This window comes from Stutzerimonas decontaminans (assembly GCF_000661915.1).
GTDB lineage: Bacteria > Pseudomonadota > Gammaproteobacteria > Pseudomonadales > Pseudomonadaceae > Stutzerimonas > Stutzerimonas decontaminans.
Genome location: NZ_CP007509.1, coordinates 3,318,799 through 3,344,589 on the forward strand (window position 1 = coordinate 3,318,799; position 25,791 = coordinate 3,344,589).

Consider the following 25,791-nt stretch of genomic DNA (forward strand, 5'->3'; position numbering starts at 1 on the left):
CTCCATTAGTTGCCAAAGGCCAGATATACGATTTCGCCGGCCGCATAAGGCGAGGTGGCCACGTCGCGCACCACCTGACCGGCGGAAAGGCTCGTAGGCGCGGCGTAGACAGCGACCGGGTTGGTTCCTGCCACCGCACTTTGCAAGCACGCAAGCATTCCCCGGCAGGCATTAGGGAACGCCACGGGAAATATGACCTCGCGGGTGGCGTCGGCGGCCACGTTGGGCGAGCGCCCCCACTGGACGATCAGGCCGCCCGGCACATCAGGAATTCGCACAAAGTCATCAGCAGCGAACGAACGCTTCGCAAACAGGCTCATCACAGCGGCGATGGATGGCGGCTTGCTTGTGCTGGTCCCGGTCGCCATTTCCGTGGCCGAACCAAGGTTGCCGGCGTGGAGTTTTTCCAACCAGGGGCCAAACGAACCATTGGCGCGGCGGAAGAACGCCCGGTCACTGGTGCGCGAGTAGTAACGCTGACTGATCTTGCCGTCATCTTCGCGGCGAATATCAACAAAGCCAGGCTCCGCAATCGGCAGCCCGATCGCAGCAGCTGCCACACGGTAAAGACCGCTCGAAATCGCCTGATCGTTGACTGAAGCCAGTAGGGGCAGCGACAACGAACCAAGGCCGAAGTCAACCGTTGCTTTTCCGATAAGCCCACTGATCGCTTGGCGCAGCTGCTCGTTGTCGCCCTCACTAGGAGAGAGCCCGGCGCCGCTGATGACGGCCATAATTTCAGCCGTCACCGCATTGCCCCAGGCCGCAGGAATCAGCGAGCCGGGTTCGCCCGTGACTTGGTTCTCATCGACGAATTTGCCGTCAACCAGGCCGACGCCTGGCACGCTCTTCGGGTAATCCATTAGGGCGCCTCTTCATACAGGATGGTTTCGATGGTGTGCGCCGGGGCGGCGCGTCTGATCAGGCATTCGAGCGCCTGCGCGGGGTTTGCACCAAAGCGCTCGCCCCAGTAGCTGCCGCCAAAGCGGCGGCCGCCGGTAAGCCTGGCACCGGTGTAGAGCGTCCACATATGCTGTGCGGCCCAGGTGCCGAAGTTCGAACGGCCGAAGCGCGCACGGCCGAAGCGCGGCGCGCGCCGCTCGATCACTCGGGCATTGGCGTAGCCCTGGCTGACCGCGATCTGCTCGTACCGCTCCGGGGTCTGGCCACCGAGCTCGGCGAATCGCTGGCGGATGGCGCGCTTGCGGTCCTCCAGCGCAGGAGACGGACCCAGGCACGGATCAGGCAGGTTCATCACCCGCTCCCAATCGGGAACCAGCTCATGCACGGTGAGCGGGTCAGCTTCGTTCACCAGGTCGTCAGCGCGCCTATGGGCCGATGCCAGGCCGGCCGCGAAGCCCGCCAGCAGCGCCTCGGGGAAGGCATTCGCTTCCGGCTGCCATGCCGGCCCAGGCGGTAGCAGTGCCGTCAGCTGCTGCCGGTAGTCGTCGCCGCTCATAGCCATGTGATAGCCCCCATGACGGCGAACTCGCCGGTACCGAGCACCACGTCGGCAGCGGGTGCGCTCAGCACATGGTCGGTTTCGCCGGCCACCTGGCTGATCGCTTCCTTGATGTGGCTCAGCAGCAGCGTGCCGCCCGGCTCGGACTCGCGGCGCAACAGATCAGCCAGGCTGCTGAGCACTCCCGCGCGGACCGCGCCGGTATCCGGAATGACGCGCAGGGTGAAGTCGACCGGCACCGCCACTGGCGCCACGACGTAGACTTCGGCCGTAACCGGGCGGACCTGCTCGATGTAGGCGGCCACCGCGTCGAGCACCGAAGCGGGCGGTATCGGATCATCCAGGCGATCACACACCAGACGAACGGTGACCGTGCCCGGTCCAAGCTCGTGGCGGTAAACCCACGCCCGCGTCACGCTGGCATGGGCGGCGAGCGCCCAGCTTTCGTAGTCGCCGCGACTGCCACCGCGCGGCGGTTGACGCAGGCGCATCAGCACCCGCGCGCGCAGCGACTCGACCTTTTCCTGATCGGCACCGCCACTGAGCCCCTCAGCCGCCACCGCGGCCTGGGATTGAACACCGGCGATGGGCGAGATAAGCGTCAGCACATTTCCTGCATCGAGGTTGCCCGCCGTACCCGCCTCCGCCGCCATGACCGCAACTACCTGGGTGGCGGCGGTGAGCGTTACCGCATCGACGGGCCGGTAGATGACGCCGGCCGCAGTCTGCCATTGCGCATCGACGTCGATCTGGCTGCCGACCACACCGGTTACAGTGAGATCGCCAGTCGCGGCGCTGGCCGGCGCGTACCACAAGCCAAGCAGTCGCGCCCAGCGCTCTACGCCGCCTTGCGCCGCCAGGTCAGGCAGGTACTGTTCGGCCTGCCATTCCAGGTAGGCATAGAGCCCATTGAGCCCTTCGGCCTGCACCCGGGCGAATACTTCGGCATCGTCGCGGCGCACATCGGAGAGGTCGAGTCGGCTCAGCAGGTCGGTGCGCTGTCGCGCGACCAGCGTCGCCATGGTTGGGCGAGAGAAACTGGTTTCAGCCACGGATTGCACTCCAGATGTCAGCGAAACGGATGTCCAGGCGTTGCCCGTCCGGCTGGTCGATCAGCACGCGCATGCCCAATGTGTCATTGCCGATGCGTTCGGCCTCTACGGTGACGCGGACGGCCAGGCCATCTTCGGTGAGCCAGGCAAGCGCCTCGCGCGCCAGATCCCGCGCCTTGGCAACGGTCGCGGCGGTGAGGGTTTCACGGCTCAGCAGCCAGAGGCGCGAGCCGAACCGATCCCCGGTGACGGGCGAATAGCTGTCGCCCCACCAGCCCATGCGCGGGCTTTCCGGGGTAGGCAGCTCATCGCCGGGGCGCGCCCGAGCCCAGGAAAACAGGCTATTGATGACGGCCTTGGCCAGGCGCGTGTCCTGCAGCTTGCGGCCGGCGCCATCGAGGATCAGCGGGAAGTCGAAGCTCATAGCACGGCCCCCGTAGTGCCACCGCTGTCACCGGGGTGGCGGTGCGATTCGTCGATGCGCTTGCCGTTCGCGGTCACGGTGCCGGTGAAGGTGGTATTGCCCGTGACCGCCAGATCGCCGGTCAGCGCGAGCCGCCCGGTCTGGATAGCCACCTCAGTGGCGGCGGTCATTTCGATACGCCCGCCGTTACGCAGCACCACACAGGTGCCCTCGTGGTTGAACAGGGCTACCTCGCCAGGCGCCAGGTCAACGGGGCGATAGCGCCGGTCGGTCTGCACCAGGGCAATGCCGTGGGTACGGCTGCCATCAATGAAGGCCACCGCCGCCTCTGCACCTGGCAGCGCGTGGCCGGTGATCCCGTAGGGCTCGAACAGCTCGACGCCATCCTTCACCTCGCCGGCCAGCAGCTGCAGCTGCAGGGACTGCAGCCGGTTCTGTTGCACACCGGCCAGCACCGCGCGGGCCAGCAGATTGCCGAGGCCACGCTGCATCTTTTCGCTGAGTCGTCGCATGCTGCGCATCAGTTGAACTCCACCAGGGTTTCACCGGGCAGCAGGGAGAAGCCCCCGCTGCCCTTATTCTTTTTGCCCTTGGGCTTGGGTACCTCGGGCAGCAGCTCGAACGCGGCCACCGGCGCCACGGTGAGCGTGGCGATCGTTCCGGACTCGCTCTGGCTGTACTCGACTTCGGCGATGAGCATTTCCAGATCGAAACCGATCACCGCGTCGCGTACCTGCACCCGCTGATTCGGCAGCCACGGCGCGCCATCCGCCTGGCGCCAGCCCTGCACGGTGTACGTCGTCTGGTAACTCTTGCCGGCGCGGTAGGCCGCCTCCCAGCGCACACGATCACGGCAGGCGGCGATATCGCCCTGCCCTTCTGCGCGCAATTCGATGACGCGGCGGCGGGTGATGCTGGCGTCGGTGACGCTGGCGGCCGACTGCGCGACCGCTGCGCCGAAGTCATGGTCGTTACCGGCGCGCTGCCCTTTGCAGATGTACTCAGAGAAGCGTTCCTTGAAGTCCAGCGAGGCCGAGCCGGTGAGGATGTTCACCCCCGTTTCCAGTGCGGTACCGGCGCGAAGCCGGCCTGCGCGGGTGAGAATCTGCCGCCCCTCGCCATCATCCGTGGCGAGCAGCGCCTTCTGGGTGATCAGCCGGTCAATGCTTTCGAACACCGTTTCGCCCGGCTCGAGCTGATGCTCGGCGATGTTGCCCGGCTCGACCTCTGCCAGCACCGTGACGCCGTAGGGCGCCGCCAGCTCCTGCGCGATGCGCAGTACGCTCGCGCTGCGCCACTGGCCGGAGCGGTGCTGCGCGGCGCAGTCCACCAGGTCGGCGGTCTTGCTGCGGCCGTTGACCGATACCGTCACCTGCCCCGCCTCGTAGCTGATCGGCGTGGCGTCGATGTAGCCGGTCAGCATCTTGTCCGCCCCGAACCAGACTTCGCACAGGTCGCCGGGGCGAACCCGGCGAATCCCTTCGTTGCCTGGCCAGCGGTCGGTCACGGTGAGCGAAAAGTCGCGGCACTGGCGCTCGATACCGGCCGACAGCCGTACCTCCTTCCAGCCAGCATGCTCGTGGCCGTTGACCACCAGCCGCACGCGTTCGGTTGCCTTCATGCGTTGAGTACCTTAAGCGTGGTCGGCGGTACGAAGCCGGGATGTGCCAAGCCGTTGCGGCGGGTGATCTCCTCGCCCCGGCTGGCGTCGTCGTAGAGGTCATAGGCCAGCACCGCGGCCGGCGTGACCTGCCGCGGCGTGAGTTCGACCAGGCGCGAGGCGGTACCGGCCTCGGCGAGCACATAGCGGCTGACCGCGCCGCGCAGCTCAGCCAGCGCCTCGACCGTGGGCTGTGGTTGGCCGGGCCGCCCGATCTCGGTGTCGATCACGCTGACCAGCTGGCCCTTCCAGCCCTGCAGGTCGTCGTAAACCGGCTCCTCGACCGCAGCCAGCTCGACCGCCGCCTTGGCGATCGCCGCTTGGGTGAACAGGTCCTGTACGGCCGCCATGTTGCCCCGCGCCTGAGTGAGCGCAGCGGAGGAAGCACGCGCCGCCGGCAGGCGTGGCTGGGCGCTGTATGCCTGCGCCAGACTCAGCGCCGCCGTCGGGCCCGTGGCGCGGCGATACGACCGCGCGGATGACCCGCCGCCAAAGCTCGAGACGAAGGCCAGCATGCCGGTCGCCAATGCTCCCGGCGCGCCCATCAAGGAAGGCCAGGTGCCGTTGAGGATCTTGCCAACCGCCGTTTGCGCGTAACCGACCACGCCGGCCACTTCATCCAACACGGCACGGTCGACCCAGCCCGGTAGCGGCATGCCGCCGAGCAGGCCGGCATAGTCGCCCGAGACGAAATCGCCATAGAGCTGCTGCGCCGTGGTGAAGCCTTCCTGTACCGCCGACAGACTGTCGGTCGATACCCAGTCCGGCCAACCATCGATGCCGAATTTCTCGGTGAAGCGATTGAAGGCGGACTGCAGCAGGGACTCGCGGAAGGTGGCGATCTCCAACTGCGGAACGGACCCGCCCGCCGGATACTGGTTCTCGCCGGCCTCGGTGAACGTCATCGAGACGCGAGCCAGCCCGCCTTCCTCGAAGGTGTGCCGCACCCGACAGCCCGACGCAACTACCTGCATCCGCCCATAGAATGGGTGGACCAGCTCACCGGGGCCTTCGGCCCGCAGCGCCTTGAGCAGCTCGTCGAGCTGGGTCAGGTAGTCGGGACCGATGACGATGGCCTCGAGGCTGATCTCCTCGACGCTGCGCCCCATGTCCTCGACGTAGGGCACGTCGCGCTTGGGGTACTCGTGCACCACGTTGCGCCGCCCGATGCCACCCAGGTCATCGGACTGGTATTCAAACGCCACGCCCCGAAACGAGGCGGGTTGCAGCCGATCACGCCACGCCATGGCTTTTCTCCGGGCAATAAAAAACCCCGCCGAGGCGGGGTTTCTATAAACATTTCGTCCGTTACTGAACCCAAATCCAGCCCCTTTGCGCATTGGAAGGGGGCGCCGCGTTCCCGAACACACAGGCACAAGTATCGCCCGTTCTTACGTGAATCTGATGCCCTTGGTTCGGTGGCATTACAAAACCGCTAGATCCATTCTTTCCATTATCAAAGAAGACAGTACAAGCAATGTGCCGATTCGAGTAAGTATTCACAAACCTAGCTAGACCAGCGCACCCAGGTTCGCTGGTCCAGCAATTGGTTCGTTGCGGTTTTATTTCAGCATCATCTGGCGGGGCAACTACCTCTTGGCCCGATGAATGGGTCGATTTCACTGATTGCCCTTGAACTGGCTGCCCATCTTGCGCAAAGGATTGAGCTGCAACCGAAAAGAGCAAAGCACAAAGCGCCACAGGGTATTTCATCGTAGATTTACCTCTAATTGCATGCGCCAGGACTTCACAGCGGCGGTCGGCAAACCGAGCTGTAATGCACGTTCGAAACACCTCTATCGTTCATCGTAATTGTAGTAACGCTATGTATGAGAGCATGACTATCCGGTTGCCTTTCGTCGGGGAGATCCTCTACGGCAGCGCCAACGCCCGATACCCCACGTCCGCCTCCATGGCGAGCCCTGGCTGATTGGTTTTCGCTGCCTGCACCTGCATGCCTGCCGGGGCGTTTTCGAACTTGACCACCATCTGCCCATCCAGGCTCTGGCGATTCCCGGAAACCAACGCACGCTGGCGAGCAATGGCGTCGGTGACCGCGCCGGGTGGAGCAACCCCACCGCCTCCGGCTCCTGATGCTGCCGTGGGCGCCGCTTCTTCGTCACCGCCGAACCAGCCGCCGACCTTGCTCACTGCGCCGGTAATGGGTTCGATGAACTTCTTCACCCGATCCCAAAGACCAGAGAACCAGCCAACGAGCGGCTCCCAGTTCTTGATCACCAGGCCGAGCGGGCTAAAGCTGAAGAATACGTCCTTCAGCCAATCCCAGGTCGCCGAGGCCACATCCTTGATGCCCTGCCACATCGCAGCGAACCACGGGCCGACCGTTTCCCAGTTGGCATAGATGAGCGCGGCAGCAGTACCGATACCGGCGAGGATCCAGCCAACGGGCCCCATGGCGAGCAGCACCCCCTTGAACCCGGTGGCGACTGCCATCAGTGCAGGGCCGGCGGTGACACCCAGCGAGAACAGCCCCATCGTCAATCCGACAACAGAAGACAGCACCTGCATACCAATGATGGATGCGATGATGATGGCGATTCCCTTGAGCCCGCCGAGTGCCTTGGTCACATCGATCACGCCAGTGGTAAAGCCCTTTACGCTATCCCAGACGCCCTGCCAGTCGATGGCCATCACCCAGCCCTTCAGCTCGCGGAACACACTGACGAGGTTGTCGGATACCCCCTGCGCAAACTTCTTCAGCGAACCATCGGCCTCCATCGCCTGAAGGGAATCGAGCACGCCTTTCAGTTCACCCTTGAGCACATCGAAGATGCCGGCATCGCCGATCATCTTGAAGACGCGGGTAAAGGTGTCCTGCAGGTTGGACCACATGCCGTCCCAGGTGGTCGACAGCTTGTCCATCGCACCGCCGTAGTTGCCGTTCCAGATACCCTGGATTACCGCCTGAATCTGCTCCCGCGAGTTGGCCTTGGCGGTGGCCACCATGGCTTTGCCGTTCTGCTGCCAGCGATAGACGATCTTGTCCCCGGCTTTCTCAGTCGTGATACCGAATTCCTTGAGGCGCTCGTTCTCGCCGGTCATCGCATCGGCCAGCGCCTCCACCGCCTGCTCCAGTGGCTTGCCCATCGCGGCAGCAGCGTCACCCGCCGACTTCAGTGCACCGGATTGTGGGTCGATGCCATACGCCTTCAGCTTGACGAAGGCATCGGTGACCCCGGCCAGCTCATAGGGCGTTTGGGCGGCGAACTGGCTGATCCAGTCCATCGACGCTTTGGCTTTGTCCGAACTCCCCTCGATGGTCGAGAGGATCGTTTCGAAGCGCTCGAACTGGGCCGACGTGCTGACGACCTTGGTGCCGAGCGCACCGATGCTGCCCAGCCCCGCCGCACCGAATACGGCGCCGAGCGGCGCCACCAGTCCGGTTATGGTCGCCTGCAGCCCGGAGGTGGCTCGGCCGATGTCCTGAAACGCCCGCTTGAACGGGCGCATTTGCCGCTCCATCTTTTTCAGCGGCCGGGTGACCCGGTCGATGACGTCGAGTACGGCAGTGAAACTTGCCTTAGCCATTGGCGGCCTCGTTTTCAAGCTGAGCCAGGCGCAGGGCCTGCCGCTCCCAGAGCTCGCGCTCCGAGTGCGGCAAGTCCAGCACCACTTGAGGGGACACGCCGAAGTAACGGGCGATTTCGAAACAGCAGTCGATCAATCCTCCTGATCCGCTGCCTGTTCCTCCACGTCCTCCGGCATCAAAAAAGGGAGCAGCCACAAGAACACCTTCTTGCGGTCGCTCGGTGCGAGCGCCTCGGCGGAACTACGGGGAATCTTTGCCAGCTTGACGATGTAGTTGACGGTGATTTCCGGCAGCTCACGAATGCTCCCGCCACCGCCGCCGCCCATGACGAATGGCTCGCCTAGCTTGATGACGTGCTGCCCGGTCGGCTCGGTCAGGTGAATTTGCTCGACCGTCTGGCCGTGGGCTTCGATGGGCTTTTTGAGCGTGATGGTCAGATCCATTTGCCTTCCTTCCCTTCGAAGCGCAGCGAGGTGTTGCCCTCGGCGCCGTTGATGGCGAGTTCACCGGCCAGCCAGGCTTCGGACAGCACACCGGTCATGCCGTTGGCCAACTCGGCGGTGATCACCAGGCCGTCGCCGTCGCGGATCTTGGCCAGCGGGAAGCCCTTGGGCACGAAGCATTCCAGTTCGATGAAGGGCACCCGCGGGGTTTCCTTGTAACCGGCAACGCCGGAGAGGCCGGCGAGCCCCTCCTTTTCCGAGCTGTTCAACGACAGGCTCAGCGAGCCACCAAGCTCCAGCTGGTCGCCGTCGACGCTGACAAAGCAGGTGCCTGCAATGCGGTTTTTCATGGATGGCTCCTATCAGTAATTCAGGCGGAACTGGTTGAGTACCGCGAAGATGCGCAGCTGGTTCACGAGATCCGGCGGATACAGCACGTTCACCCGGTTGGGGTTGGTTTCGTCGATCTCGACGATGAGGTTTTCAGCGAACAGGTCCGAACGCTCGACGATGCCGGCCCGCTCCATCGCGGCGTAATCCGCCACCAGGCGCGCCTTGATCATGCTCGGGGTGGCCACGCCTTCCGGCACGCGGATGCCGTCGCTGCGCAGCGCATGCCGGCCGAACTGGGTGGTCACGCCGGTGCGCAGGTAGCGCATGACGTACGCCAGTTGGTGCAGGTTTTCGCTGTCCAGATAGCTGGTGTCGTTCGAGCCCCAGGGGTTTTTCTGGTAGGTGGTAATGGAGCGCTCGATGCGCACCACGCCGTCTTTGCCGCTGTAGTGAGTGGCGATACCGCTGGAAAGCAGCGTCTGTCGCTCGGTCAGGGTGAGGCGCTCATGCGAAGCCGGCGCCAGCACGCCGCTGATCTCGCCGGTCTGGGTGGGCCGGGCTACGTGTGCGGACAGCAGCGAGGCCTCCCGGGCAACCCGGGCAGCGATGTACTCGTGGTCGCATGCACCTACTCGCGGCTCGACGCCGAACAGGGTGCAGTGCTGGTCGTTCCGGGTGGCGCCGTAGGCCTGCAGCTCAGCCAGCGTGCCACGGCGGGCACTGTAGACATGACCGTAAACCTGCCGCGCCCAGCTCCAACGCCCGGCGGTGTCATCCATCTCCGCGCGCAGCGCGTCGAGGCTGACAGCATCGCTGAAGGCGCAACCAATGAAGTCGTATTCCTCATCGCCCAGGTTGGCGATCACGCCGGACAGATCAGGCGCCCCCGCGCCGGCCGTCGCGACTGTTACCGGCCCGGCACTGATACCAGCCGGGAACGACTCGCCCCCCGCAAGGCCGCGGCGATTGAGCGCCAACGGCACGCCGTTGCCCGCTTCACCCTTGAAGCGCGAGGTGAGCGTCAGCGTGCCATCCAGCGCGGTTGCAGTGACCGGCAGCGACGGCGCTGCATTCACGGCGGCAGCGAATGCAGTCGCGACGTCAGCGGCGGTATCAGCAGCACGGATTGTGATCGCCACGCGCGCAGCGCCAACGTACAGCGCCGCAACGGTGCTGGCAGTCGCGGCTCCGGTGAAGGTGATGGTGCGCACCACCGCAACACCGGCTGCCGGCTCAGCTACGGGGGCCACCCACAATTCGGTGAACAGGTTGCCCGCACGGAACGCCTCGACCATGGCGGCCGCCATGGAGCCGCTACCGAACAGGCTGCGCGCCTGCTCGGCGCTGGGGCAGATGACCGGCACATTGGCCTCGGCAGTCGCATCGGCGGCCATCAGGCCGATCAGCAGCACCCGCATGGTCTGGCTGAAGCTGTTGGCCTTACTGCTGTCCAGTTCGATGTAGAAGAACGGCACCCGCAGCCCCGCAGGGATTTGGCTGAAACTCATCGACGACATTACTTTTTCTCCTTCGAGGGCTTGGCTTCAGTCACGTCGCCATCAGCGATACGGCGTAACCAGTACTGGGTCGGCTCAACCTTGGCGCCGTTTTCGGGCAAAGGCTGGCCGGTAGCCGGGTCGATAACGACGCGGCTACGGGCGGGTTTGAGGTGCATGGGTTACTCCAGGGTGATGTCAGCGCCGGCTTCGATGCGGCCGTCTGGCCCGCGTGATGCCAGGTTGGGGTCGTACATGGGGTCGATCACATCGGTGCGAATATCGATGCCGGCAAGCCGTGGCATCTGCTCGACCATGCCGGGCTGCGCGGTATCCTCGATGCCGATTTCGGCCTCGGCAGAGAACTCGAACTGGTAGTAGAGCCGCGCGGCATCCATGTCGACGCCCTGCCCCCCTTCGTACACCAGCCCGTCATATTCCGGGCCCGGCGGCCATAGCAACAAGGCGCGCCATAGCTCGGCACGGATGTCGTGAATCTCCGCCACCGCCGCCTGGCCGCGCCGGTCGGCGCTGTTATCCAGCACGACGACGATGGCGATTCGATCGGTAATGGTCTGCCGGTAGCGGTTCTGGCTTTGCTGCTGGCCAGCCTGGTCGGCATTCGGGATGACGAAAGCCGCCGGCAGCGCGACTTTCGAGTTTGGCGGCAGGCCCGCAAACTCGGCAGCACCCGCCACCCGCCCGGCGAAGCTGGGGCACGCTACGCGCAGCCGCGTTATCACATTGTCGAGGTTCATTTCGCGGCCTCAGGCTTGATGCCTTTTTCCATCGCTTTCTTCAGTTCACGAGAGAACCGCGCCAGATGCTTGCGGCCGGCCACGCTGGTGGCGCTGAGACGGCGCTCGATCTGGTCCCGCCCGGAGATGAGAAACTCGGGGTAGAACTCGCCCTTTTTGTACGAACCGCGGCTGGGCCCGATCCAGGCCTTCAGCCCGTCGCGCTTACTGACGCGCGCAAGGATGCTCTGCGCCAGATGGCCCGTACGGCGCGCCGGCAGCGCACCAGGCGCCGAGGCCCGGTACTGGCCGCCACCCGGGCGGTACCACAGCCGGCCGGCACCGGTACTGCCTTCCAGCAGCGCGGTGGAGTCCCGCTGAATGTTGCCCGCCGTTTCGCGGACCAGCTTGCGGATGTACCGCGTGTCCAGCTTCCAGCCGAGATAGCCCTTGGTCGCAACGCGAACCAGAGGCGAGCGGTAAACTGTCATCGTTGCAACTCCTCGCAATCGAGCACCGTCCAGCGCCCACGCTCCTCCCAATCGCTTACGCGACGGATACGGAAGACGCGACTGCCGTAGGTGACCTCATGGTCAGCTGTGAGCAAGGGGCGATGCCTGACGACGATGCGGTGGGTGATCTGGCTGCCAACCTGCTGCGACCCGATCCACGTCGCGCCGGAGACTGGCAGCAGCGCCGCCCATACGGTTACCGGCGCCAGGTGTTGCGCATCGAGGCCGGTGAAGGCGTCCGGCACGTCCTGTCGACGAGTGATGACTACTCGCTGGCGGAGCAGACCCGCCCGGAAACCAGCCTGTGCCATATCAGAACCTCGGCGGAACGGTTACTTCAGCCAGTAAGGAATCCATGTAGCTGGTCGGAAGTTCTGCAACGATGGTCCCGACAATCAGGGTTTCCCGATTCTCAAAGGCCGTCGCCGCATGCATCAGCATCCAGCTTTTCACGCCCGGGTAAGCATCCAGATCGACCCCGGCGCTGTAGCGGATCACCAAGCGCCCCGGAGGACGCCCGGCAGGAAAGATGAGGAAGCTTTCGCGGGCGCTGTGCTGTAGCACATGCGGCACCTGCAGGGCGGTCAATGAGCCGTCGCTTTCGCGCACGCTCACCGACTGCACTTCCTTGACCTGCCCCACGTCGAGGGCGTGGCCGGAGCCGTAGGCCGGCGGCCACTCCTCTTCATAGGTGGCTTCACGAATCGCCGCACCGGTCCGCGCCTCGCACTGGGCCGTTACGCCGGGAATGATGATCAGCTCGATCAGCTCCGGCTGGAGGTCTTCGACTTCGACCCGGCATTGCCGGGCCACTTCTTCGAGCGTCAGAACCGGCGGACCGGTGTAGGCGATTCGCTTGGCCATGGCTTAGGGCTTCTTTTCTTCGTCGACGGCGTCGTTATCGCCGGTTTTGTTTTCGGCGGTGTTGTCACCAGTGTTTGTAGCTCCGGCGGCGCCGCCTTTGGGTGCGGCAGGCTGCGTGGCCGCGGCGCCCTTACCCTTGGCGTAGGCTTCCGCCACGCCCGCTTCGATCAGTTGATCGGCCTTTTCCTTGGCGAACCCGGCTACTTCGTTCGGGCCGTAGCCCTGCCAGGGTTTCTTGAACTTGATGATGGTCGGCTTGCTCATGTTGGAGTCTCGCTTGGTTCAAGGGACGCCCCGCCAGCTGGCGGGGCAGTCAGTTACATGCCGGCACCCCAAGTGACGCCGGTACCGATGGCGATCGACTCGACATGGCGCGGGCCGAAGTCGTGCTTGCTGACCACGCGGATCAGCGTCTGGTCGCGCTGGAAGGCGCTGACCACGTTGCCTTCGCCGTCCTTATAGGAGGCCTCGGTGCTGATGGCGATGGCCAGCTGCTCCACCTCGCCGATGTAGCAGTCGGCGAAGTTGACGAAGTAGATCTCGGACTCGTTGCCGCCCGCGCCCAGGTTGGTCGGGATCTGGGTGGTGAGCGCCCACTTGTAGCCTTTCAGCAGACCGGCATCGATCTCCGGATAGGCCTTGTTGCCGTTGCCATCGCGCAGGCTCTGCAGCCAGCGAATGGTGCGCGGATGCATGATCCAGCCACAGGCAGCCAAATCGACGTTGGCCACTTCCAGGCGCAGCATCAGGCCGCCGAGGAAGGTATCGACGTCAGCAAGGGTCACGCCGGCAGGCTGCGCCACGATGTGGCCAGCCGGTGCCCAGTAGCGCAGGCCCTTGGGCAGCGGGTCGACACCCGGGCCACGAATGAAGTGCAGGTCCTCGGAAAGGCCCATGCTGGTGGCCAGGTCGCTGCTGACCAGCGCGTCGACGCGCGGGTTGACGCCGGAGAACGCCAGCAGGTCGTTGGAGATCGGCACAATGGCCGCTGCCTTCTTGGCCGACAGCTTGAGGTCAGCGAAGGTCATCTCGGTCAGCGGGATATCCTGCTCGGTGCCGATGTAGCTGACCGAGGTATTGCCGTTGATGCGCGGCAGGGTCATGTTGCCGTTGTTCAGCGGCAGGCTGACCGCCCCCATGCGGCGAACGACCGACTTCGGGCGCAGCGACTCGATGACGCCGGAGCTGAAGTTCTCAGGCACCAGCGTGCCACCAGCGCCCGGCGTAACGGTGCTCAGGGCCATGTGCACGTCGGCACCAAAGCCGTTCGCCTTCGCCAGCTCGGCGGCCTGCTGCTGGTTGCCCTGGGCCTGAACCAGCAGGCGCACCATCTGTGCCATGGCCACATCGGGCTTGGTCGGCTGGTTGTACGGGCCTTCCACGCGACTGCCCGGCGGGCTGGTAATGCCCTGGGCGCCTTCGTTCACCGGTACGGCGGACGAGGCGGCGGCGCGCTCCGCGCTTTCGGCACGGCTGATCTTGTCGGACAGGGTGTTGATCTGTGCTTCGAGCTCGCCGAACTTGGCCAGCTGCTCGGCATTGAGGCTGGTACCGTCAGCCTCGAGTTTGGCCAACGCTTGCAGCTCGGTGTTGAGCTGGGCGCGTTCGCTTCGCAGTTGAAGTACTTTGGACATCGGGTGTCTCCTGGGCATGAAAAAGCCCGCACTGGGCGGGCTCGGGTTAGCTGCCGCGAACGCGGTCAGAATCGGGTTTGCAAGTCGGCTGCGGCGGCGCGCATGCCGATCCGCGTCGGGCTGCGCTGGGCTCGCGCCTGGGCGATGGCCTGGGATATCTCATCCACGGCCTGCTGCGGGCTTTGCAGCCGATCGGCTAGCCCCGCGGCGATGCCAGCCTTGCCACGGTAGAGACCTGCCTGGGTGTCGATGACCTGCTGCACGGACAGCCCCCGGTAATCGGCCACGGCGTTGACGAACAGCTGATAGCTGTCCTGCACCAGGTCGTTCAGCACCTTCAGCGACTGCTCGCTGATCGGCTCATGCGGCGTCAGGTCGTTCTTGTGCGAGCCGGCGTAAACGGTGGTCACCTTCACGCCGAGCTTTTCGTTCATCTGGCTGCGGTCGTAGTGGCTGGCGATGACGCCAATCGAGCCGACCCCGCTGGTCTGGCTGACGACGATCTCTCTGCAGGCCGCCGCGATGATGTAGCCGCCGCTGTAGCCGCTGAAGTTGATCACCCCAGTGATCGGCTTCTGCTGTGCCATGGCACGAATGTCCGCAGCCAGCTCGAAGGCACCGGTAGCGGCGCCACCCGGGCTGTCGATGTCCAGCACGATGTGCTCGACCATCGGATCAGCGACCGCTGCGCGAAGCTGCTGGCGAAGCCCTTCGTAGCTGGTCATGGTTTCGCAGGGCTGCAGGTGCGCCCCGCGGCTAACCAGCACACCGTGCACGTCGATGACCTGAATGCCGGTGCGCGCGATGGTTTGACGCCGGCTTTCCTCGGCCAGCGCGATGCGGTCGCTGTGCCCTTCGTCCTCGATCATCCGGGCGCCGTCACTGGCACCGATGTTGACGATGTTCAGGCTCATCGCCTGGTTGGCCCAGCGCACGCCCAGTTCGAGCATGTCCGGGGTGATCAGCAGCGGCTGGTTGAAGAGCAGGCTGGCTGCTCTGAGATAGGCTTTCATTGCGCCAGGATCCTCTCGATTTCAGCGCGCTGCAGTTCGAGCTGCGCGCGGACGTTGGGGTTGTTCAGGTCGGGCATGCCCTTGCCGGCATCGACCATGTTCAGCGGCTGCAGGTACACATCGCCGCCGGCAACCGGTGGCATGTTCTCGAGCCGCCGAATGTCGTTGACGCTCAGCCAGCCCCATTGACGGCCAATGGCGTACGACTCGTAGCGGCTCTTCTGGTCGCCGCGCAGCAGGCCGGACAGGTTGAACTCGATGAAGTGATCACGCCGATCCTTGGGCAGCAGGAAGTCACGCATCATCGATTGCTCGTGACGCTTGACCCACGGCAGCAAGGCGAACACCACGAACTGGATCAGCAGCTGTTCCAGCGTGTTGTAGTTCGACTTCTCCAGATCGTTGACCATCGGCAGCGGGATCTTGTAGATCCGCGCTACGTCGGTGCCGCTGAGCTTGAGGATGTTGACGATGTCGGCATCGACGTGGCTCATGCTGATCGGCTTGAAGGCCATGCCTTCCTGCAGCAGCGCGACCTTCTTGGCGTTGTCCATGCCGCCGTACTTGTCACCCCACTGATCCAGGATGCGATCGATGCTCGCCTGATCCTTGATCGGCGGCGCCTCGCGGGGCCGTTCGATGACGCCGGAAACCGCCGCACCATTGGCGAAGCTCTTGCCGGTGTACTGGCGTACCGCCTGCGCCAGCCCCACCGCTTCGGCGTGCAGCTCAATGGGTGACACGCCGGTGTAGTGGTTGACCGTGTGCCAGCGCACATGGTGAACCATGCGCATCGGCAGCCGCTCCGGATGGTTGCCCACCTGGTAGTAGGGCAGCATGTCACCGCCCTTGTAGGTGATCACCTTGCCGGTATCCAGCGGCCAGAGCGCAGCCACGTTGCCGTCGTCGCGGCGTTCGATCAGCTGGAAGCCGTTGCCGCGCAGGCCGGCGGAAAGCTGGGTGCACTCGCGCAGTTCGTAAGGCGTTTGAAAGCCGTTGGGCTGGTAGCGCAGCACGTCGTACAGCGGATGGTTGATGGCGGCTTCGCGTTGGCCCTGCCCTTGCCGGCGGTACAGCTCGAGCGGCAACTGGCCGATGGATTCGGCCAGCAGGGTGACGCAGTTCTGCAGCACCGGGATGCCCAGCGCCGTTTCCGGCGTGACGACCATCCCGCTGCTGTTCTTGCCACGGCCGATCAGCCCGCGCCACCAGTCGTTGCTTTCGGTGACGCTGCCACGCGTGTCGCCGAGAAGGCTGGAAAAGAACATGTCAGCCCCCTTTTGCTTTGAGTTTGGCAGCAGCGCGGTCGGCCAGATAGGACCAGCCGAGCAGCCCACCACCGGCCACCATCAGCGCGGCGGGAATGCTAAGCAGGGCGACACCCGCCACCAGTAGGCCGAACCCAGCCAGCCCGGCCAGCCAGGAAAGCACCATCAGTTTCATATGCCCGTGCCTTCTTCGTAGATTGAGGTGCCACTGCTCACGCTGCCCGCGCCGCTGCTGCCGGTGGCCATGATTGCGGCGACGATGCCGTCGATACGGCCGATCGCCTTTTGCTTGTCCACTTTGCGGTTGCCGGCTGGGTCCGACACGGTGATGGCATTACCTGCGTTCCAGGTCAGCACCGGGTTGCCGTCGTGCCGCAGCGTTTCGACTTCCGCCGCCTCGCGCGGTACCAGTTGATAGTCGCCGGGGTCGAGGTCGAGCACGTCAGGTTCCGCAACGGTACCCAGCAGGCGGCGCTCGAACTCATCCACCGCCGGTCCCATGTCCTTGAAGCCCTGGCCGAACGGGGTCAGCTCGGGGAGCGTGATGCCGTGTTCGTTCATCAGCTCGCGCAGGTCTTCGATCCGCCAGCGGTCGTAAGCGATCTGGTGCACCTCGAAGTAGTCGCAGATCGTCTGCAGCCGGCGCAGCACATGCAGCTTGCTGATGGCCTTGCCCGGCGTGGTTTCGAGATGCCCATCCTTGATCCAGACGCTGTAGGGCACCTTGTCGCGGCGCTCCCGCTCCTCGAGCTGATGATCCGGAATCCAGAAGTACGGCAGCAGCCGCCAATGCGGGTCGGCCTCGATCGGGTAGAACAGCAACACGAACGCCGTAAGGTCTGTGGTACTCGACAGGTCGAGCCCCGCCACCGCAGGGCGGGTGCGCAGCAGGCGCATGGGCACGCGCTCTTCGGCTGCACTCCATACGTCCCAGCCGATCCATGGGTTGTCCGCCTGGGTCCACTGGCAGAAGTTCAGGCGGCGCACGACCGCCTCTTTCGCCGGAAGGCCTCGCGCTTCGGCCACCTGTTCGCGCAGGTACTTGCGGCCGGGAATGCCCTCGGTTTGCCGCTCTGGATCAGCTACGAAGTCCAGCGAGGGGTTGACCTTCGCCCAGCAGCTCTCATCGGTGAACGGGTCGTCGCCTTCGTCCAGGGAGCAGATAAAGGCGAACAGGCTGTCGTTGTCCTCGATGCCAGCGCAGATGCGTTTGCCCAGTTCGTGGTACTGACCGCAGACGCTGTTCTTGTCGCTGCCGCTGTTGGTGATCATCACGATCATGGCGCGGCGGCGGTTCTTCGTGCCGGCACGCATCATGTTCACAGCCGTGGCGCTTTTGTGCTCGTGCAGTTCGTCGAGCAGGCCGATGTGCGGGCGCGGGCCGGATTGGCCATCGTCCGAACTGATCGGCCGGAAGAAGCTGTTGGTGTTCGGATAGAACAGGTTCCAGACCTTCTCGTCCCGCCCCGACTGCACCAGCCGTCGCACCAGCGCGGGCGACATGTTGACCATGCTCACCGCATCGCGGAACAGGATCATCGCCTGGTCGCGCTTGGTGGCAGCGGCGTAAATCTCGGCGCGCTGCTCGTCGTCGGCGACCAGCCCGTAGAGGCCGATGCCACCCACCAGCGGCGATTTGCCGGAGCCCTTGCCCGTCTCGATGTAAGCCATCCGGAAGCGGCGGTAACCGTCCACGGTGTACCAGCCGAACAGGCTGCCAACCACGAAGGCCTGCCAGGGCGCCAGCACAAAGGGTTCGCCCTCGTACTCGCCGCCGTTCAGGCAGAGCACCTCCTCGAAGAAGCCGAGCGCCTTGTCAGCCGCGGCCTGATCCCAGACCAGCCCGCGCAGTTCGGCGGTATCCCGGTCGCGCAGGTGGCGCTTGCAGGCGTTGCGTACGTCAGGCCCGGCGACCAGCTCACCGGCCAGCACCGCCTGGGCGAATGCGGTTACGCGGTCAACTGAAGTACTTGGCGGCAGCGTCTCGTTGTTCATTGGGGAATAGCTCACCTTGCGGGGCCGCCGCCTTCATGTTGCGGCGGGCCATCGGCGAGAAACCAAACAGGGCGCCGGCCGCGTTCGCGCGCTTTTCGGCGTCGTTGGCCAGCTGCCGCCACACGCTGATCTGCTTGGCGCCAGTGGCGAATGTCTGGATGTCGCCACTGCATTCGGCCTTGGCGTTGTGCTCGGCAATCAGCCGGCGGAAGCGCTGCCAGTCCGCTACCGCTTCGCAGTAGGTGGCCAGCGCCATCATGTCCAACTTGCTGATCCAGCCGAGCGTCAGCAGGTCCGTAACCACGCGATCCCACTCGGCCGCAGCCTCGGCGCTCAGCCAGTCAGGCTTCGGCGGTGCGTCGACCGGCACGGCCGGCTCCCGCACCTCGGCCAGCAACTGGTCGGCGTTCTTTTTGCTCGGGTTACCCTGCAGCAGGTGCAGGTGCGCCGGCTTGCCCGGGCGGCCCGAGTTACTGTTTCCGGCCATAAATAACCTCTGATTCGCTTCGTTTTCCGGATACCCCCCCTATCCATTTTTCCCGCCGTTGCACACGGAGTTGGGGGACTGGTCTAGAGCGGGTCGCCGGCTGAATTTTTCACCCCCCCTACCCTGGCCGATGCCAGTGGTGGCGAGGGTCGAGTGGGCGGCCATCGGGGCCGCACCCTGCCTGACGCCCCGACTTCTCGAAGCGCTGCTTGTCCGAGCTGTGGCAGTTGGTGCACAGCGACTGCCAGTTATCCCGCGACCAGAACAACTTCCAGGCAGCCGCAATGCGCTCGGGGTCACCGCTCGCCTTCGCTTCCTTCAGCCGGGGCGGCGTCTTGTGGTCGACCACCTGCGCCAGCACCGGGCGGGCTGGGCTGCTGCACTCCCCGCAAAACGGATTGCGCCTCAGGTGATCTTCACGGGCCAGCTGCCAGCGGTAGCCATACCCGCGTGACGCAGCCGTGCCGCGCCGGTCAGCCCTGCCGCTCGACATTGCAGACGCCCGCCTTCTTGGCCAGGTAGCGCGCATAGATGCCACCGGCGATGTCAGCGCCGATCAGGCCCACGGCGATGCCCATCGCGCCGGCCAGCAGATAGTCCTGCTTGAGCCAGTAGACGAACATCAGCATCGACACACCGAACAGCGCCGAGCTGCCGAAGCGCAGCAGCACCCGCTTGACCAGCACCCCGACAGCCACACCAGCAGCCTCGGCGCGCCACATCTCGCCAGTCAGCCCGGCAAGCGCGACAAGGATCAGCATCCACGCCGGCAGGTCTGCCAGCGACTGCTGCATCTGCTGTTCGGTCGACATGCACCGCACTCCTGAACTGCGAATAAAAAAGCCCGCATGGCGACGGGCAAGGGCGATGGCGGCGCCATCAGCCAGAAAAGACAAAGCCCCGCACGATGGCGGGGCTTTGAGAGGTGACCGGCAGGGGAACCGGCCTTTGCCTGACACAGCAAGTTAGGCTCGTTTCGGTCATCGCCTTGGCGCTGCTCTGACCTGTTATGCGCTTTGTACCCCCCGACTGCGGTGGCGTAAACGGTGAGTTAACGCCACCCTGCAATGTTCCGGTTATATGATGGTTATCTGCCGCTTATCTTCCGCCAATAGCGTCGAAGGAATTAAGCCACGTAACGCCCGCCATGCACCCGCTGCATCCGGCGGCGGCATTCCAGCTCCGCCCTCACTCGCTCGTGCAGCTGCTGCACGCGCTCGTGATAGGTACGCTCCGAGCCTATGCGCACCCGCCGCATCTGCTGCTTAATCGTCGGGATCGGGTCAGGCAGGTAGCGCACCATCGCCAGCTTCACCAGCTGTGTCTCCAGGCAGAACGGCGGTCGAGTCGTGTTCCCAGCCTGCCGCCAGGCCTTCGCCAGCTTGCGGTCCTGCACCAGCCCCGCCTGCTTGAGCGTCCCGATGGCAGCATCCACCTCCTCGGCAACCTGATCGACCGCGCCCGCCAGCCCCATCGAGCCGCGACCAGAAGAGGGGATCATCCCGCCGTACTGCATCGCCGCCGCCAGCGGTGACGAACCCGACGCGCCAGGCGAACCCAGCCCGCCCCGGCACCGCTCTCCCCAGTGCTGCAACAACGCCTCGACTGCCTCAATCACGGCCCACCTCCCCTGCAAAACCAACCCGACACACAAACGCCCAACCCGACACAAACCCGACACACTCAAAACCCTTACAAATCAATACTTTCAAAGTGAACCGCCCCGGCTTTCCCGGAGGCTCCAACTCTTGAGAGGATGGAGCCATGAAGACGACGACGAAGTACTCCCCGGAAGTCCGCGAGCGAGCGGTTCGACTGGTATTGGAGCATCAAGGCAACCACGAGTCGGAATGGGCAGCGATTTGCTCGATTTCTGCCAAGATCGGTTGTACCGCCGAAACACTGCGCCGTTGGGTACGCCAGGCCGAGCGCGATACTGGCAAACGTGAAGGCCAGACCAGCAGCGAACGCGAGCGGATCAAGGCGCTGGAACGTGAGGTGCGTGAGTTGCGCCAGGCCAACGAGATCCTGCGCAAGGCGTCCGCGTATTTTGCCCAGGCGGAGCTCGACCGCCGCTTCAAGCCATGAAGGCGTTCGTCGATGAGCATCGTGCGGTTTATGGAGTCGAGCCGATCTGCCGGGTACTGCCGATCGCTCCATCGACCTACTACGCCCATGCACATTGCCAGGCCGCTCCCGAGCGGCGTTCTCCGCGAACACGGCGTGACGAGGTACTGAGCGGGCATATCCAGCGGGTCTGGGAGGAGAACTTCCAGGTCTACGGCGTGCGCAAGGTCTGGCGGCAACTCAAGCGCGAAGGCGTAGTGGTGGCCCGTTGCACGGTGGAGCGACTGATGCGGCGACTGGGTCTACAAGGTGTCGTACGCGGCAAACCGGTCAAGACTACGATCAGCGACAAGGCCACCCCGTGCCCGCTGGACAAGGTCAATCGCCAGTTCCGCGCCGAGCGGCCAAACGCGCTCTGGGTGTCGGACTTCACCTACGTCAGCACGTGGCAGGGCTTCGTCTACGTGGCCTTTGTTATCGACGTATTCGCCCGGCGTATCGTCGGCTGGCGCGTGTCCAGCTCAGCCCGCACAGACTTTGTTCTCGATGCGTTGGAACAGGCGTTGTATGCCCGCCGACCGGTCGGCCAGGGCAGCCTGATCCATCACAGCGACCGTGGCGTGCAGTACGTCTCGATCCGCTATACCGAGCGCCTAGCTGAAGCTGGGGTCGAGCCCTCGGTGGGCAGCGTGGGCGACTCCTATGACAATGCCTTGGCCGAGACCATCAATGGCCTGTACAAGGCCGAGGTGATCCATCGTCGTTCCTGGCAGAATCGGGAGGCAGTGGAGCTGGCGACGCTGGAGTGGGTGGACTGGTTCAACCACCGACGGCTACTGGAGCCCATCGGGAACATGCCGCCGGCAGAGGCCGAAGCGATCTACTATCAGCAACTTACCGAGTCGGCCCAAGCGGCATGACTCACACCAAAGAGCCTCCGGAATTCCCGGGGCGGTTCAAAGCATCTGTGTCGGGTGTGTTGGGTTTGTTGGGTTTTTCAGCCCTCGCATAAGAAAAAAACAGCGCCACCTTTGAAACAGCCAAACGAATCGGCGCATGCACGCCTGCGCGCGCGTCAAACCCAACACACCCCGCACACACGCCGCAAAGCCCCGCCGTTGCTTGCTCCGCGCTGTGTTGGGTCGCAAAACCAAACCCGACACAACCCAACACACCCGACACACAATCGCGCGCACTCATGCTGCCTTCCCCTTCACATGATCCCAGCCGTCAACGTCCCAGCCCGCCTCCCGCGCCTTCGCACGCCAATCCTTCACCAACTGGCCGAGCGCAGCGCTCGTCAGAGATGGGGGCAGGGAAGAGTTCGGATCGTCAGGAATGAAGAACGCACCAAAGCGCCGCGAATTGCCGTCCGTCCACGGGATAGGCCGCGCCGTCTTCTCAACCTCGGAACTGATGAACAGCGAGAACTTCGTTTGGCTCATCGCGTGTTCACGGTTGCGCTGGCACCACTCAAGGAACAGCGAATAGAGGTCGCTCGACAGGCAGCCACCCCACAAACCGCGCCCCAGCTCCTGCGTACGCCACTGGTGCAGAAAGGTCTGCCAGCCGGCCCGGCTCAACGCCACCAGGCGCTGCCGCGCATCGGTATGCGGCGGGCGCGTCCGCTCGTTGAAGTCGCCCAGGTCGACCGCCAGCAGCCACGCATACAGCGCCGCCACACCACCATTAGCCAGCTCGCGCCCGATCGCCTGCTGCCGCTCCGGCGGCAAGGTCTCCTGCGGCCACATCACCAACAGCCGGCGGTCACTGTCACTGATCGGCCACGGCAGAATCTCGTTCGAGAGGAACACCGCATTCATATGGTTGGCTTCCTCCCAACCATTGATGAACTTCGACTCCATCCGCACCGTCTTGCCGGTGATCAGATGCTTGATCTTGCCCACCTGGTTGTAACGCTGATCGCGGCTGACCACCTCCTCGAACACCGCCCACAGCTTCCGGCTCTGCCACGCGTTGAAGTTCGATTCCAGCTGCGTCTGCCCCACCGTCGCCGCGTACTGCCCATACAGAGCACCCATCGTGTCCGCGAAGAACAGGCTCTTACCCGAACCCTCCATCACCGAATGCATCAGCACAGCGGTGTCCAGCTTGGCGCCCGGATGCTGCAACGGAAAGGCCAACCACTTCGTCAGCCAGTCCAGCGCCTTGCCGTCATGGTTACAGAGAAACGAAATCAGCCAGCGCAGGTTCTCGCACGCCGCATCGTCGCGCACCGGCTCCAGCGGCAGCCCCTCGAACGTGTTGATGTACGTCGCCGGGTCCTTCGTCATCGTCGGGTCGAACACGATGTGATCGACGTCCACCGTGCGGCGCTCGGCACTGTTGAGCCACAGCGCGTAGGCATCGCCCAGCGCCATCTTCACCGCACCTTCCGGGATGCGCCGCTTCTTCTCGCGGTCCCACACATCCTTCGTCCCGTCGATGTACACATAGCGCTCGGTCGGCGGCATGCCCAGCGCACCGGCCTTCTTGCCCGCCATGCGCCGCGCCTGCTCGATCTCGCGCACAGCGTCGGCGCCGATCAGCTTCTTGTTCGTGTCATCCAGCCAGGTCTTCGCCAGCGGCTTGCCCACCAGCGCCTCGAAGGCGGTTTTCTTCATCGCCGCTTTCTTATCCTGGTCCCATACCTGCGTCGTGCCCTCAACCAGCGCAAACCGCCGCAGCACCTGCTCGGGCGTGAAGCCCGCCCCCTGCCCCCCGTTGTCGGAGGAGCCGGCCGGCGCAGCGGCTTCGTCAGCGGATGGGGCCGGGGAAGGCTTGCCAGCCGCAACAGCCGCATCGAGCTGCTGCGCGACCGCCTCCAGGCCCCACGCCACATGAACATCGTTCCAGTCCTGCCCCAACTCGCCTTCGGCCGGCAGCATCGGGAAGGCAGCAATGCCACCCACCTCACCCGCCGCCGCTTCCGCCTTCTTGCGGCCCGGGTTGCCCGGCTTCGTCGGGTCATCGTCACCGGTCACCACCAGCAGCGCTTCCGGGTACTGCGCCGCCAGGTCACGCGCCACCGCCGGCATGTTGCCGGAGTCCAGCGCCATCGCCACCGGCCAGCCCTTCGCCATATGCACACTGGCAGCCGTCGCATAGCCTTCGGCCTCGCCGATTACCGCCGCCCCGTCCAGGTCACCCAGCACATGCCGGCAACCCGCCTTGCGCCCGTACTTCGGGAACAGCTTCGTGCCCTGCTCATTGATCGCCTGCAGGCTCCACAGCTTCCCCGCCGCATCGCGCAGCGGAATGGCAATGCTGCCCTTCTTGAACATCAGAAAGCTGATCGAATCCGGCCGCGGCTTCGGCAGATTTGCGAAGAACTCGCGCGTCTCGCTGCCCACCCACACATCGCAGCGCTGCCGCTCGTCATCGACGGAAAGCACAACGGTGTAATGGAAGTAGCCCACACCAAAAGCCCCCACCTGCTTGCGTTCCAGGTAGGGGCTTTCGCCTTGCGGCTTGCAGTGCTTCGTCCAGATCAGCTCACACGCGCTGGCCACCGCCTCACGCATAACCGAGGCCCTGGCTTCGTCCGCCTCGATCTCCGCCTGCCGCATTGCTCGGCGCTCTTCCGCCTCGGCATTCAGCCGGCGTTTCTCCTCGGCAGTCATCGGCTCCCGGCGTGGCCGCCAGCCGTTATCCTTCGCCAGCTTGATCACCGTGCCCATGCCCGTGCCGGCTTTGCGGAAGCTCCGCCAAACCGTCTTCGCATCGCCCGCCTTATACCCTGCGCCCGTCGCACTCCAGGTGTCCCAGGCGTCAAAGCCAGCACTGGCGAACTCCGCCTTGATGCCCATGCCCACCTGCAACCAGGTATCACGGTCATCGGCCGGGATGTACTGCAGCAGCTCGGTCAGGTCGGCCAGCGTAAGAGGAACGCGCTCAACCACGCCGCACCCCCGCATTCCGCTTATCGATCACCTGCTGGCAGTCAAAGCACATCCGGCACCCCTTCACCGCGTCGCGCCGGGCCTGCGGAATCTCGCCGCCGCACCCTTCGCACTCGGTTAGGCTCTCCCCCTGGTACTGCACGCGGCTTGCGATAAGGCGCTGTAGCTCCTCGTCCTGCTCCCGCTGGGCGCGTTCAATCAGATGCTCATCCATGGCACACCGCCTCCGCTTCCATCGCCTGCTCAGCGCCGGCCACAATCCCCAGGATCTCGCCGATCATCTTGTTCGCGTGGTAGCGCAGCGCTTCCACCTCGTGCCGCTCCCAGCAATTGTCCTCGGCGCCATCGTGCAGGCTGCCGACGAACTCGCCTTCGGCCTGCAGCAGCGCGCCCAACGCCTTCAGCGCATCGCGCGTAGCCGGTACCGGCTGCGGCACGAACGCCACAGCACCGGCCGGACGTACCAAAGCCGCCAGCAGGCGCGGATCGCGCGTGGTCGCCACGATCTCTTCAAGAAACTCAGGGTGCAGCGGGCGGTTGCCCGTGGGGTTGACGCGCTTGCTCAGCTCGTCGGGGTCGATGCCGATGGTCAGTGCCACCGCGTTCTGCCCACCCACCGCATCGCGCGTGGCGCGGTACAGCGCCTGGCGGGTCGTCAGCACCGGGCCGGCGCCCGGCAGAAGGTCTTTACGGCTCATAGCGTTAATGCCCCTGTAACGCTGTAGCCAACCGCCGGGCCGTTGCCCTACAGTTCACCTACAGCACGCGACCCTCATGACTGCTGTGTCCACGGGTCGCGGGTTGAGGTAGCCGGCTGGTAACCGGTTACCGGACCGTCGAGGCTGGGGTTCTTGCTGTGGTAAGTGGGTCCCCAGTTCTCGACCTCTATACA

General features: G+C 64.7%; 31 protein-coding genes and 1 other annotated feature. Of the genes, 1 reads left to right on the top strand and 30 read right to left on the bottom strand.

From position 1 onward, the window contains the following. Positions 1-5 precede the first annotated feature (5 nt). From UIB01_RS23270 to UIB01_RS15335, 26 genes are all read right to left on the bottom strand, one after another. Positions 6-863 carry a pyocin knob domain-containing protein gene (locus UIB01_RS23270; RefSeq protein ID WP_051605093.1) on the bottom strand — a complete coding sequence of 286 codons (858 nt, stop codon included), beginning with the start codon at positions 861-863 and terminating at the stop codon, positions 6-8. After that, positions 863-1,465 carry a YmfQ family protein gene (locus UIB01_RS15225; protein WP_155268713.1) on the bottom strand — a complete coding sequence of 201 codons (603 nt, stop codon included), beginning with the start codon at positions 1,463-1,465 and terminating at the stop codon, positions 863-865. Before UIB01_RS15225 ends, UIB01_RS23270 begins: the two co-directional genes overlap by 1 nt. After that, positions 1,456-2,514 (bottom strand): baseplate J/gp47 family protein, encoded by a 1,059-nt coding sequence (locus UIB01_RS15230; RefSeq protein WP_051605094.1) that lies wholly within the window; start codon positions 2,512-2,514, stop codon positions 1,456-1,458. Before UIB01_RS15230 ends, UIB01_RS15225 begins: the two co-directional genes overlap by 10 nt. Beyond that, the gene (locus UIB01_RS15235) at positions 2,507-2,938 is read right to left on the bottom strand and encodes a phage GP46 family protein (protein ID WP_051605095.1); all 432 of its coding nucleotides are present in this window, start codon (positions 2,936-2,938) and stop codon (positions 2,507-2,509) included. The genes UIB01_RS15230 and UIB01_RS15235 overlap by 8 nt, the downstream gene beginning before the upstream one ends. Next, positions 2,935-3,459 (bottom strand): phage baseplate assembly protein domain-containing protein, encoded by a 525-nt coding sequence (locus UIB01_RS15240; protein ID WP_051605096.1) that lies wholly within the window; start codon positions 3,457-3,459, stop codon positions 2,935-2,937. Before UIB01_RS15240 ends, UIB01_RS15235 begins: the two co-directional genes overlap by 4 nt. Beyond that, entirely contained in the window at positions 3,459-4,559 is a 1,101-nt protein-coding gene (locus tag UIB01_RS15245) for a phage baseplate assembly protein (RefSeq protein ID WP_051605097.1), read from the bottom strand. Before UIB01_RS15245 ends, UIB01_RS15240 begins: the two co-directional genes overlap by 1 nt. Further along, a complete protein-coding gene (locus UIB01_RS15250; protein WP_038662253.1) occupies positions 4,556-5,845 on the bottom strand; it encodes a DNA circularization protein in 1,290 nt (429 codons plus the stop codon). Before UIB01_RS15250 ends, UIB01_RS15245 begins: the two co-directional genes overlap by 4 nt. Positions 5,846-6,470: 625 nt before the next feature. Continuing rightward, the gene (locus tag UIB01_RS22535; RefSeq protein WP_051605098.1) at positions 6,471-8,147 is read right to left on the bottom strand and encodes a tape measure protein; all 1,677 of its coding nucleotides are present in this window, start codon (positions 8,145-8,147) and stop codon (positions 6,471-6,473) included. Next, positions 8,140-8,283, bottom strand: a complete 144-nt coding sequence (locus UIB01_RS23105) for a hypothetical protein (RefSeq protein WP_155268714.1) — start codon at positions 8,281-8,283, stop codon at positions 8,140-8,142. Before UIB01_RS23105 ends, UIB01_RS22535 begins: the two co-directional genes overlap by 8 nt. Further along, the gene (locus UIB01_RS15260) at positions 8,280-8,591 is read right to left on the bottom strand and encodes a phage tail assembly protein (protein ID WP_051605099.1); all 312 of its coding nucleotides are present in this window, start codon (positions 8,589-8,591) and stop codon (positions 8,280-8,282) included. The genes UIB01_RS23105 and UIB01_RS15260 overlap by 4 nt, the downstream gene beginning before the upstream one ends. Then, positions 8,582-8,941, bottom strand: coding sequence for a phage tail tube protein (locus UIB01_RS15265; RefSeq protein ID WP_038662256.1), 360 nt, complete (start codon positions 8,939-8,941; stop codon positions 8,582-8,584). Before UIB01_RS15265 ends, UIB01_RS15260 begins: the two co-directional genes overlap by 10 nt. Positions 8,942-8,953: 12 nt before the next feature. Beyond that, a complete protein-coding gene (locus tag UIB01_RS15270; RefSeq protein WP_038662259.1) occupies positions 8,954-10,441 on the bottom strand; it encodes a phage tail sheath subtilisin-like domain-containing protein in 1,488 nt (495 codons plus the stop codon). Then, complete coding sequence (locus tag UIB01_RS22850) at positions 10,441-10,599, bottom strand: DUF2635 domain-containing protein (RefSeq protein ID WP_080695097.1); 159 nt, start codon at positions 10,597-10,599, stop codon at positions 10,441-10,443. The genes UIB01_RS15270 and UIB01_RS22850 overlap by 1 nt, the downstream gene beginning before the upstream one ends. 3 nt (positions 10,600-10,602) lie before the next feature. Then, positions 10,603-11,178, bottom strand: coding sequence for a phage tail terminator protein (locus UIB01_RS15275; protein WP_038662261.1), 576 nt, complete (start codon positions 11,176-11,178; stop codon positions 10,603-10,605). After that, on the bottom strand, positions 11,175-11,648 hold the full coding sequence (locus UIB01_RS15280; protein WP_038662266.1) for a hypothetical protein: 474 nt from the start codon (positions 11,646-11,648) through the stop codon (positions 11,175-11,177). Before UIB01_RS15280 ends, UIB01_RS15275 begins: the two co-directional genes overlap by 4 nt. After that, the gene (locus UIB01_RS15285; protein WP_038662269.1) at positions 11,645-11,980 is read right to left on the bottom strand and encodes a phage head closure protein; all 336 of its coding nucleotides are present in this window, start codon (positions 11,978-11,980) and stop codon (positions 11,645-11,647) included. The genes UIB01_RS15280 and UIB01_RS15285 overlap by 4 nt, the downstream gene beginning before the upstream one ends. Before the next feature lies 1 nt (position 11,981). Then, a complete protein-coding gene (locus tag UIB01_RS15290) occupies positions 11,982-12,533 on the bottom strand; it encodes a head-tail connector protein (protein WP_038662273.1) in 552 nt (183 codons plus the stop codon). 3 nt (positions 12,534-12,536) lie between these two features. Continuing rightward, the gene (locus UIB01_RS15295) at positions 12,537-12,797 is read right to left on the bottom strand and encodes a hypothetical protein (RefSeq protein WP_038662277.1); all 261 of its coding nucleotides are present in this window, start codon (positions 12,795-12,797) and stop codon (positions 12,537-12,539) included. A 53-nt stretch (positions 12,798-12,850) separates the two neighbouring features. Continuing rightward, on the bottom strand, positions 12,851-14,167 hold the full coding sequence (locus tag UIB01_RS15300) for a phage major capsid protein (RefSeq protein WP_038662280.1): 1,317 nt from the start codon (positions 14,165-14,167) through the stop codon (positions 12,851-12,853). A 65-nt stretch (positions 14,168-14,232) separates the two neighbouring features. Continuing rightward, positions 14,233-15,180, bottom strand: coding sequence for a S49 family peptidase (locus UIB01_RS15305; protein ID WP_038662284.1), 948 nt, complete (start codon positions 15,178-15,180; stop codon positions 14,233-14,235). After that, positions 15,177-16,448: a phage portal protein gene (locus tag UIB01_RS15310; protein WP_038662286.1), complete on the bottom strand. Its 1,272-nt coding sequence runs from the start codon at positions 16,446-16,448 to the stop codon at positions 15,177-15,179. Before UIB01_RS15310 ends, UIB01_RS15305 begins: the two co-directional genes overlap by 4 nt. Before the next feature lies 1 nt (position 16,449). Next, positions 16,450-16,623, bottom strand: a complete 174-nt coding sequence (locus UIB01_RS23275) for a hypothetical protein (RefSeq protein WP_196247242.1) — start codon at positions 16,621-16,623, stop codon at positions 16,450-16,452. Beyond that, the gene (locus tag UIB01_RS15315; protein ID WP_038662289.1) at positions 16,620-18,443 is read right to left on the bottom strand and encodes a terminase large subunit; all 1,824 of its coding nucleotides are present in this window, start codon (positions 18,441-18,443) and stop codon (positions 16,620-16,622) included. Before UIB01_RS15315 ends, UIB01_RS23275 begins: the two co-directional genes overlap by 4 nt. Further along, positions 18,406-18,930 (bottom strand): phage terminase small subunit P27 family, encoded by a 525-nt coding sequence (locus tag UIB01_RS15320; RefSeq protein ID WP_038662293.1) that lies wholly within the window; start codon positions 18,928-18,930, stop codon positions 18,406-18,408. The genes UIB01_RS15315 and UIB01_RS15320 overlap by 38 nt, the downstream gene beginning before the upstream one ends. Before the next feature lie 473 nt (positions 18,931-19,403). After that, complete coding sequence (locus UIB01_RS15330) at positions 19,404-19,742, bottom strand: phage holin family protein (RefSeq protein ID WP_038662298.1); 339 nt, start codon at positions 19,740-19,742, stop codon at positions 19,404-19,406. Between the two features lie 314 nt (positions 19,743-20,056). Further along, positions 20,057-20,548, bottom strand: coding sequence for a hypothetical protein (locus UIB01_RS15335; protein ID WP_155268715.1), 492 nt, complete (start codon positions 20,546-20,548; stop codon positions 20,057-20,059). 146 nt (positions 20,549-20,694) lie between these two features. On the opposite strand from UIB01_RS15335, the gene UIB01_RS15345 reads away from it, so the two are divergent. After that, a protein-coding gene (locus tag UIB01_RS15345; protein WP_107320815.1) for an IS3 family transposase occupies positions 20,695-21,917 on the top strand; the annotation gives its coding sequence in 2 pieces (ribosomal slippage) (positions 20,695-20,980 and positions 20,980-21,917; 1,224 coding nt in all). Next, positions 20,973-21,089, top strand: a sequence feature (AL1L pseudoknot). (Overlaps the previous gene by 117 nt.) A gap of 1 nt (position 21,918) precedes the next feature. On the opposite strand, the gene UIB01_RS23110 is transcribed toward UIB01_RS15345, so the two are convergent. From UIB01_RS23110 to UIB01_RS15360, 4 genes are read right to left on the bottom strand one after another with little or no spacing between them, the layout of a single operon-like run. Further along, positions 21,919-22,197 (bottom strand): hypothetical protein, encoded by a 279-nt coding sequence (locus tag UIB01_RS23110; RefSeq protein WP_155268716.1) that lies wholly within the window; start codon positions 22,195-22,197, stop codon positions 21,919-21,921. Next, positions 22,194-24,899 carry a DUF5906 domain-containing protein gene (locus tag UIB01_RS22855; RefSeq protein WP_196247243.1) on the bottom strand — a complete coding sequence of 902 codons (2,706 nt, stop codon included), beginning with the start codon at positions 24,897-24,899 and terminating at the stop codon, positions 22,194-22,196. Before UIB01_RS22855 ends, UIB01_RS23110 begins: the two co-directional genes overlap by 4 nt. Then, positions 24,892-25,113, bottom strand: coding sequence for a TraR/DksA C4-type zinc finger protein (locus UIB01_RS15355; RefSeq protein WP_038662303.1), 222 nt, complete (start codon positions 25,111-25,113; stop codon positions 24,892-24,894). The genes UIB01_RS22855 and UIB01_RS15355 overlap by 8 nt, the downstream gene beginning before the upstream one ends. Then, complete coding sequence (locus tag UIB01_RS15360; RefSeq protein ID WP_038662306.1) at positions 25,106-25,597, bottom strand: phage regulatory CII family protein; 492 nt, start codon at positions 25,595-25,597, stop codon at positions 25,106-25,108. Before UIB01_RS15360 ends, UIB01_RS15355 begins: the two co-directional genes overlap by 8 nt. Positions 25,598-25,791: the final 194 nt, after the last annotated feature.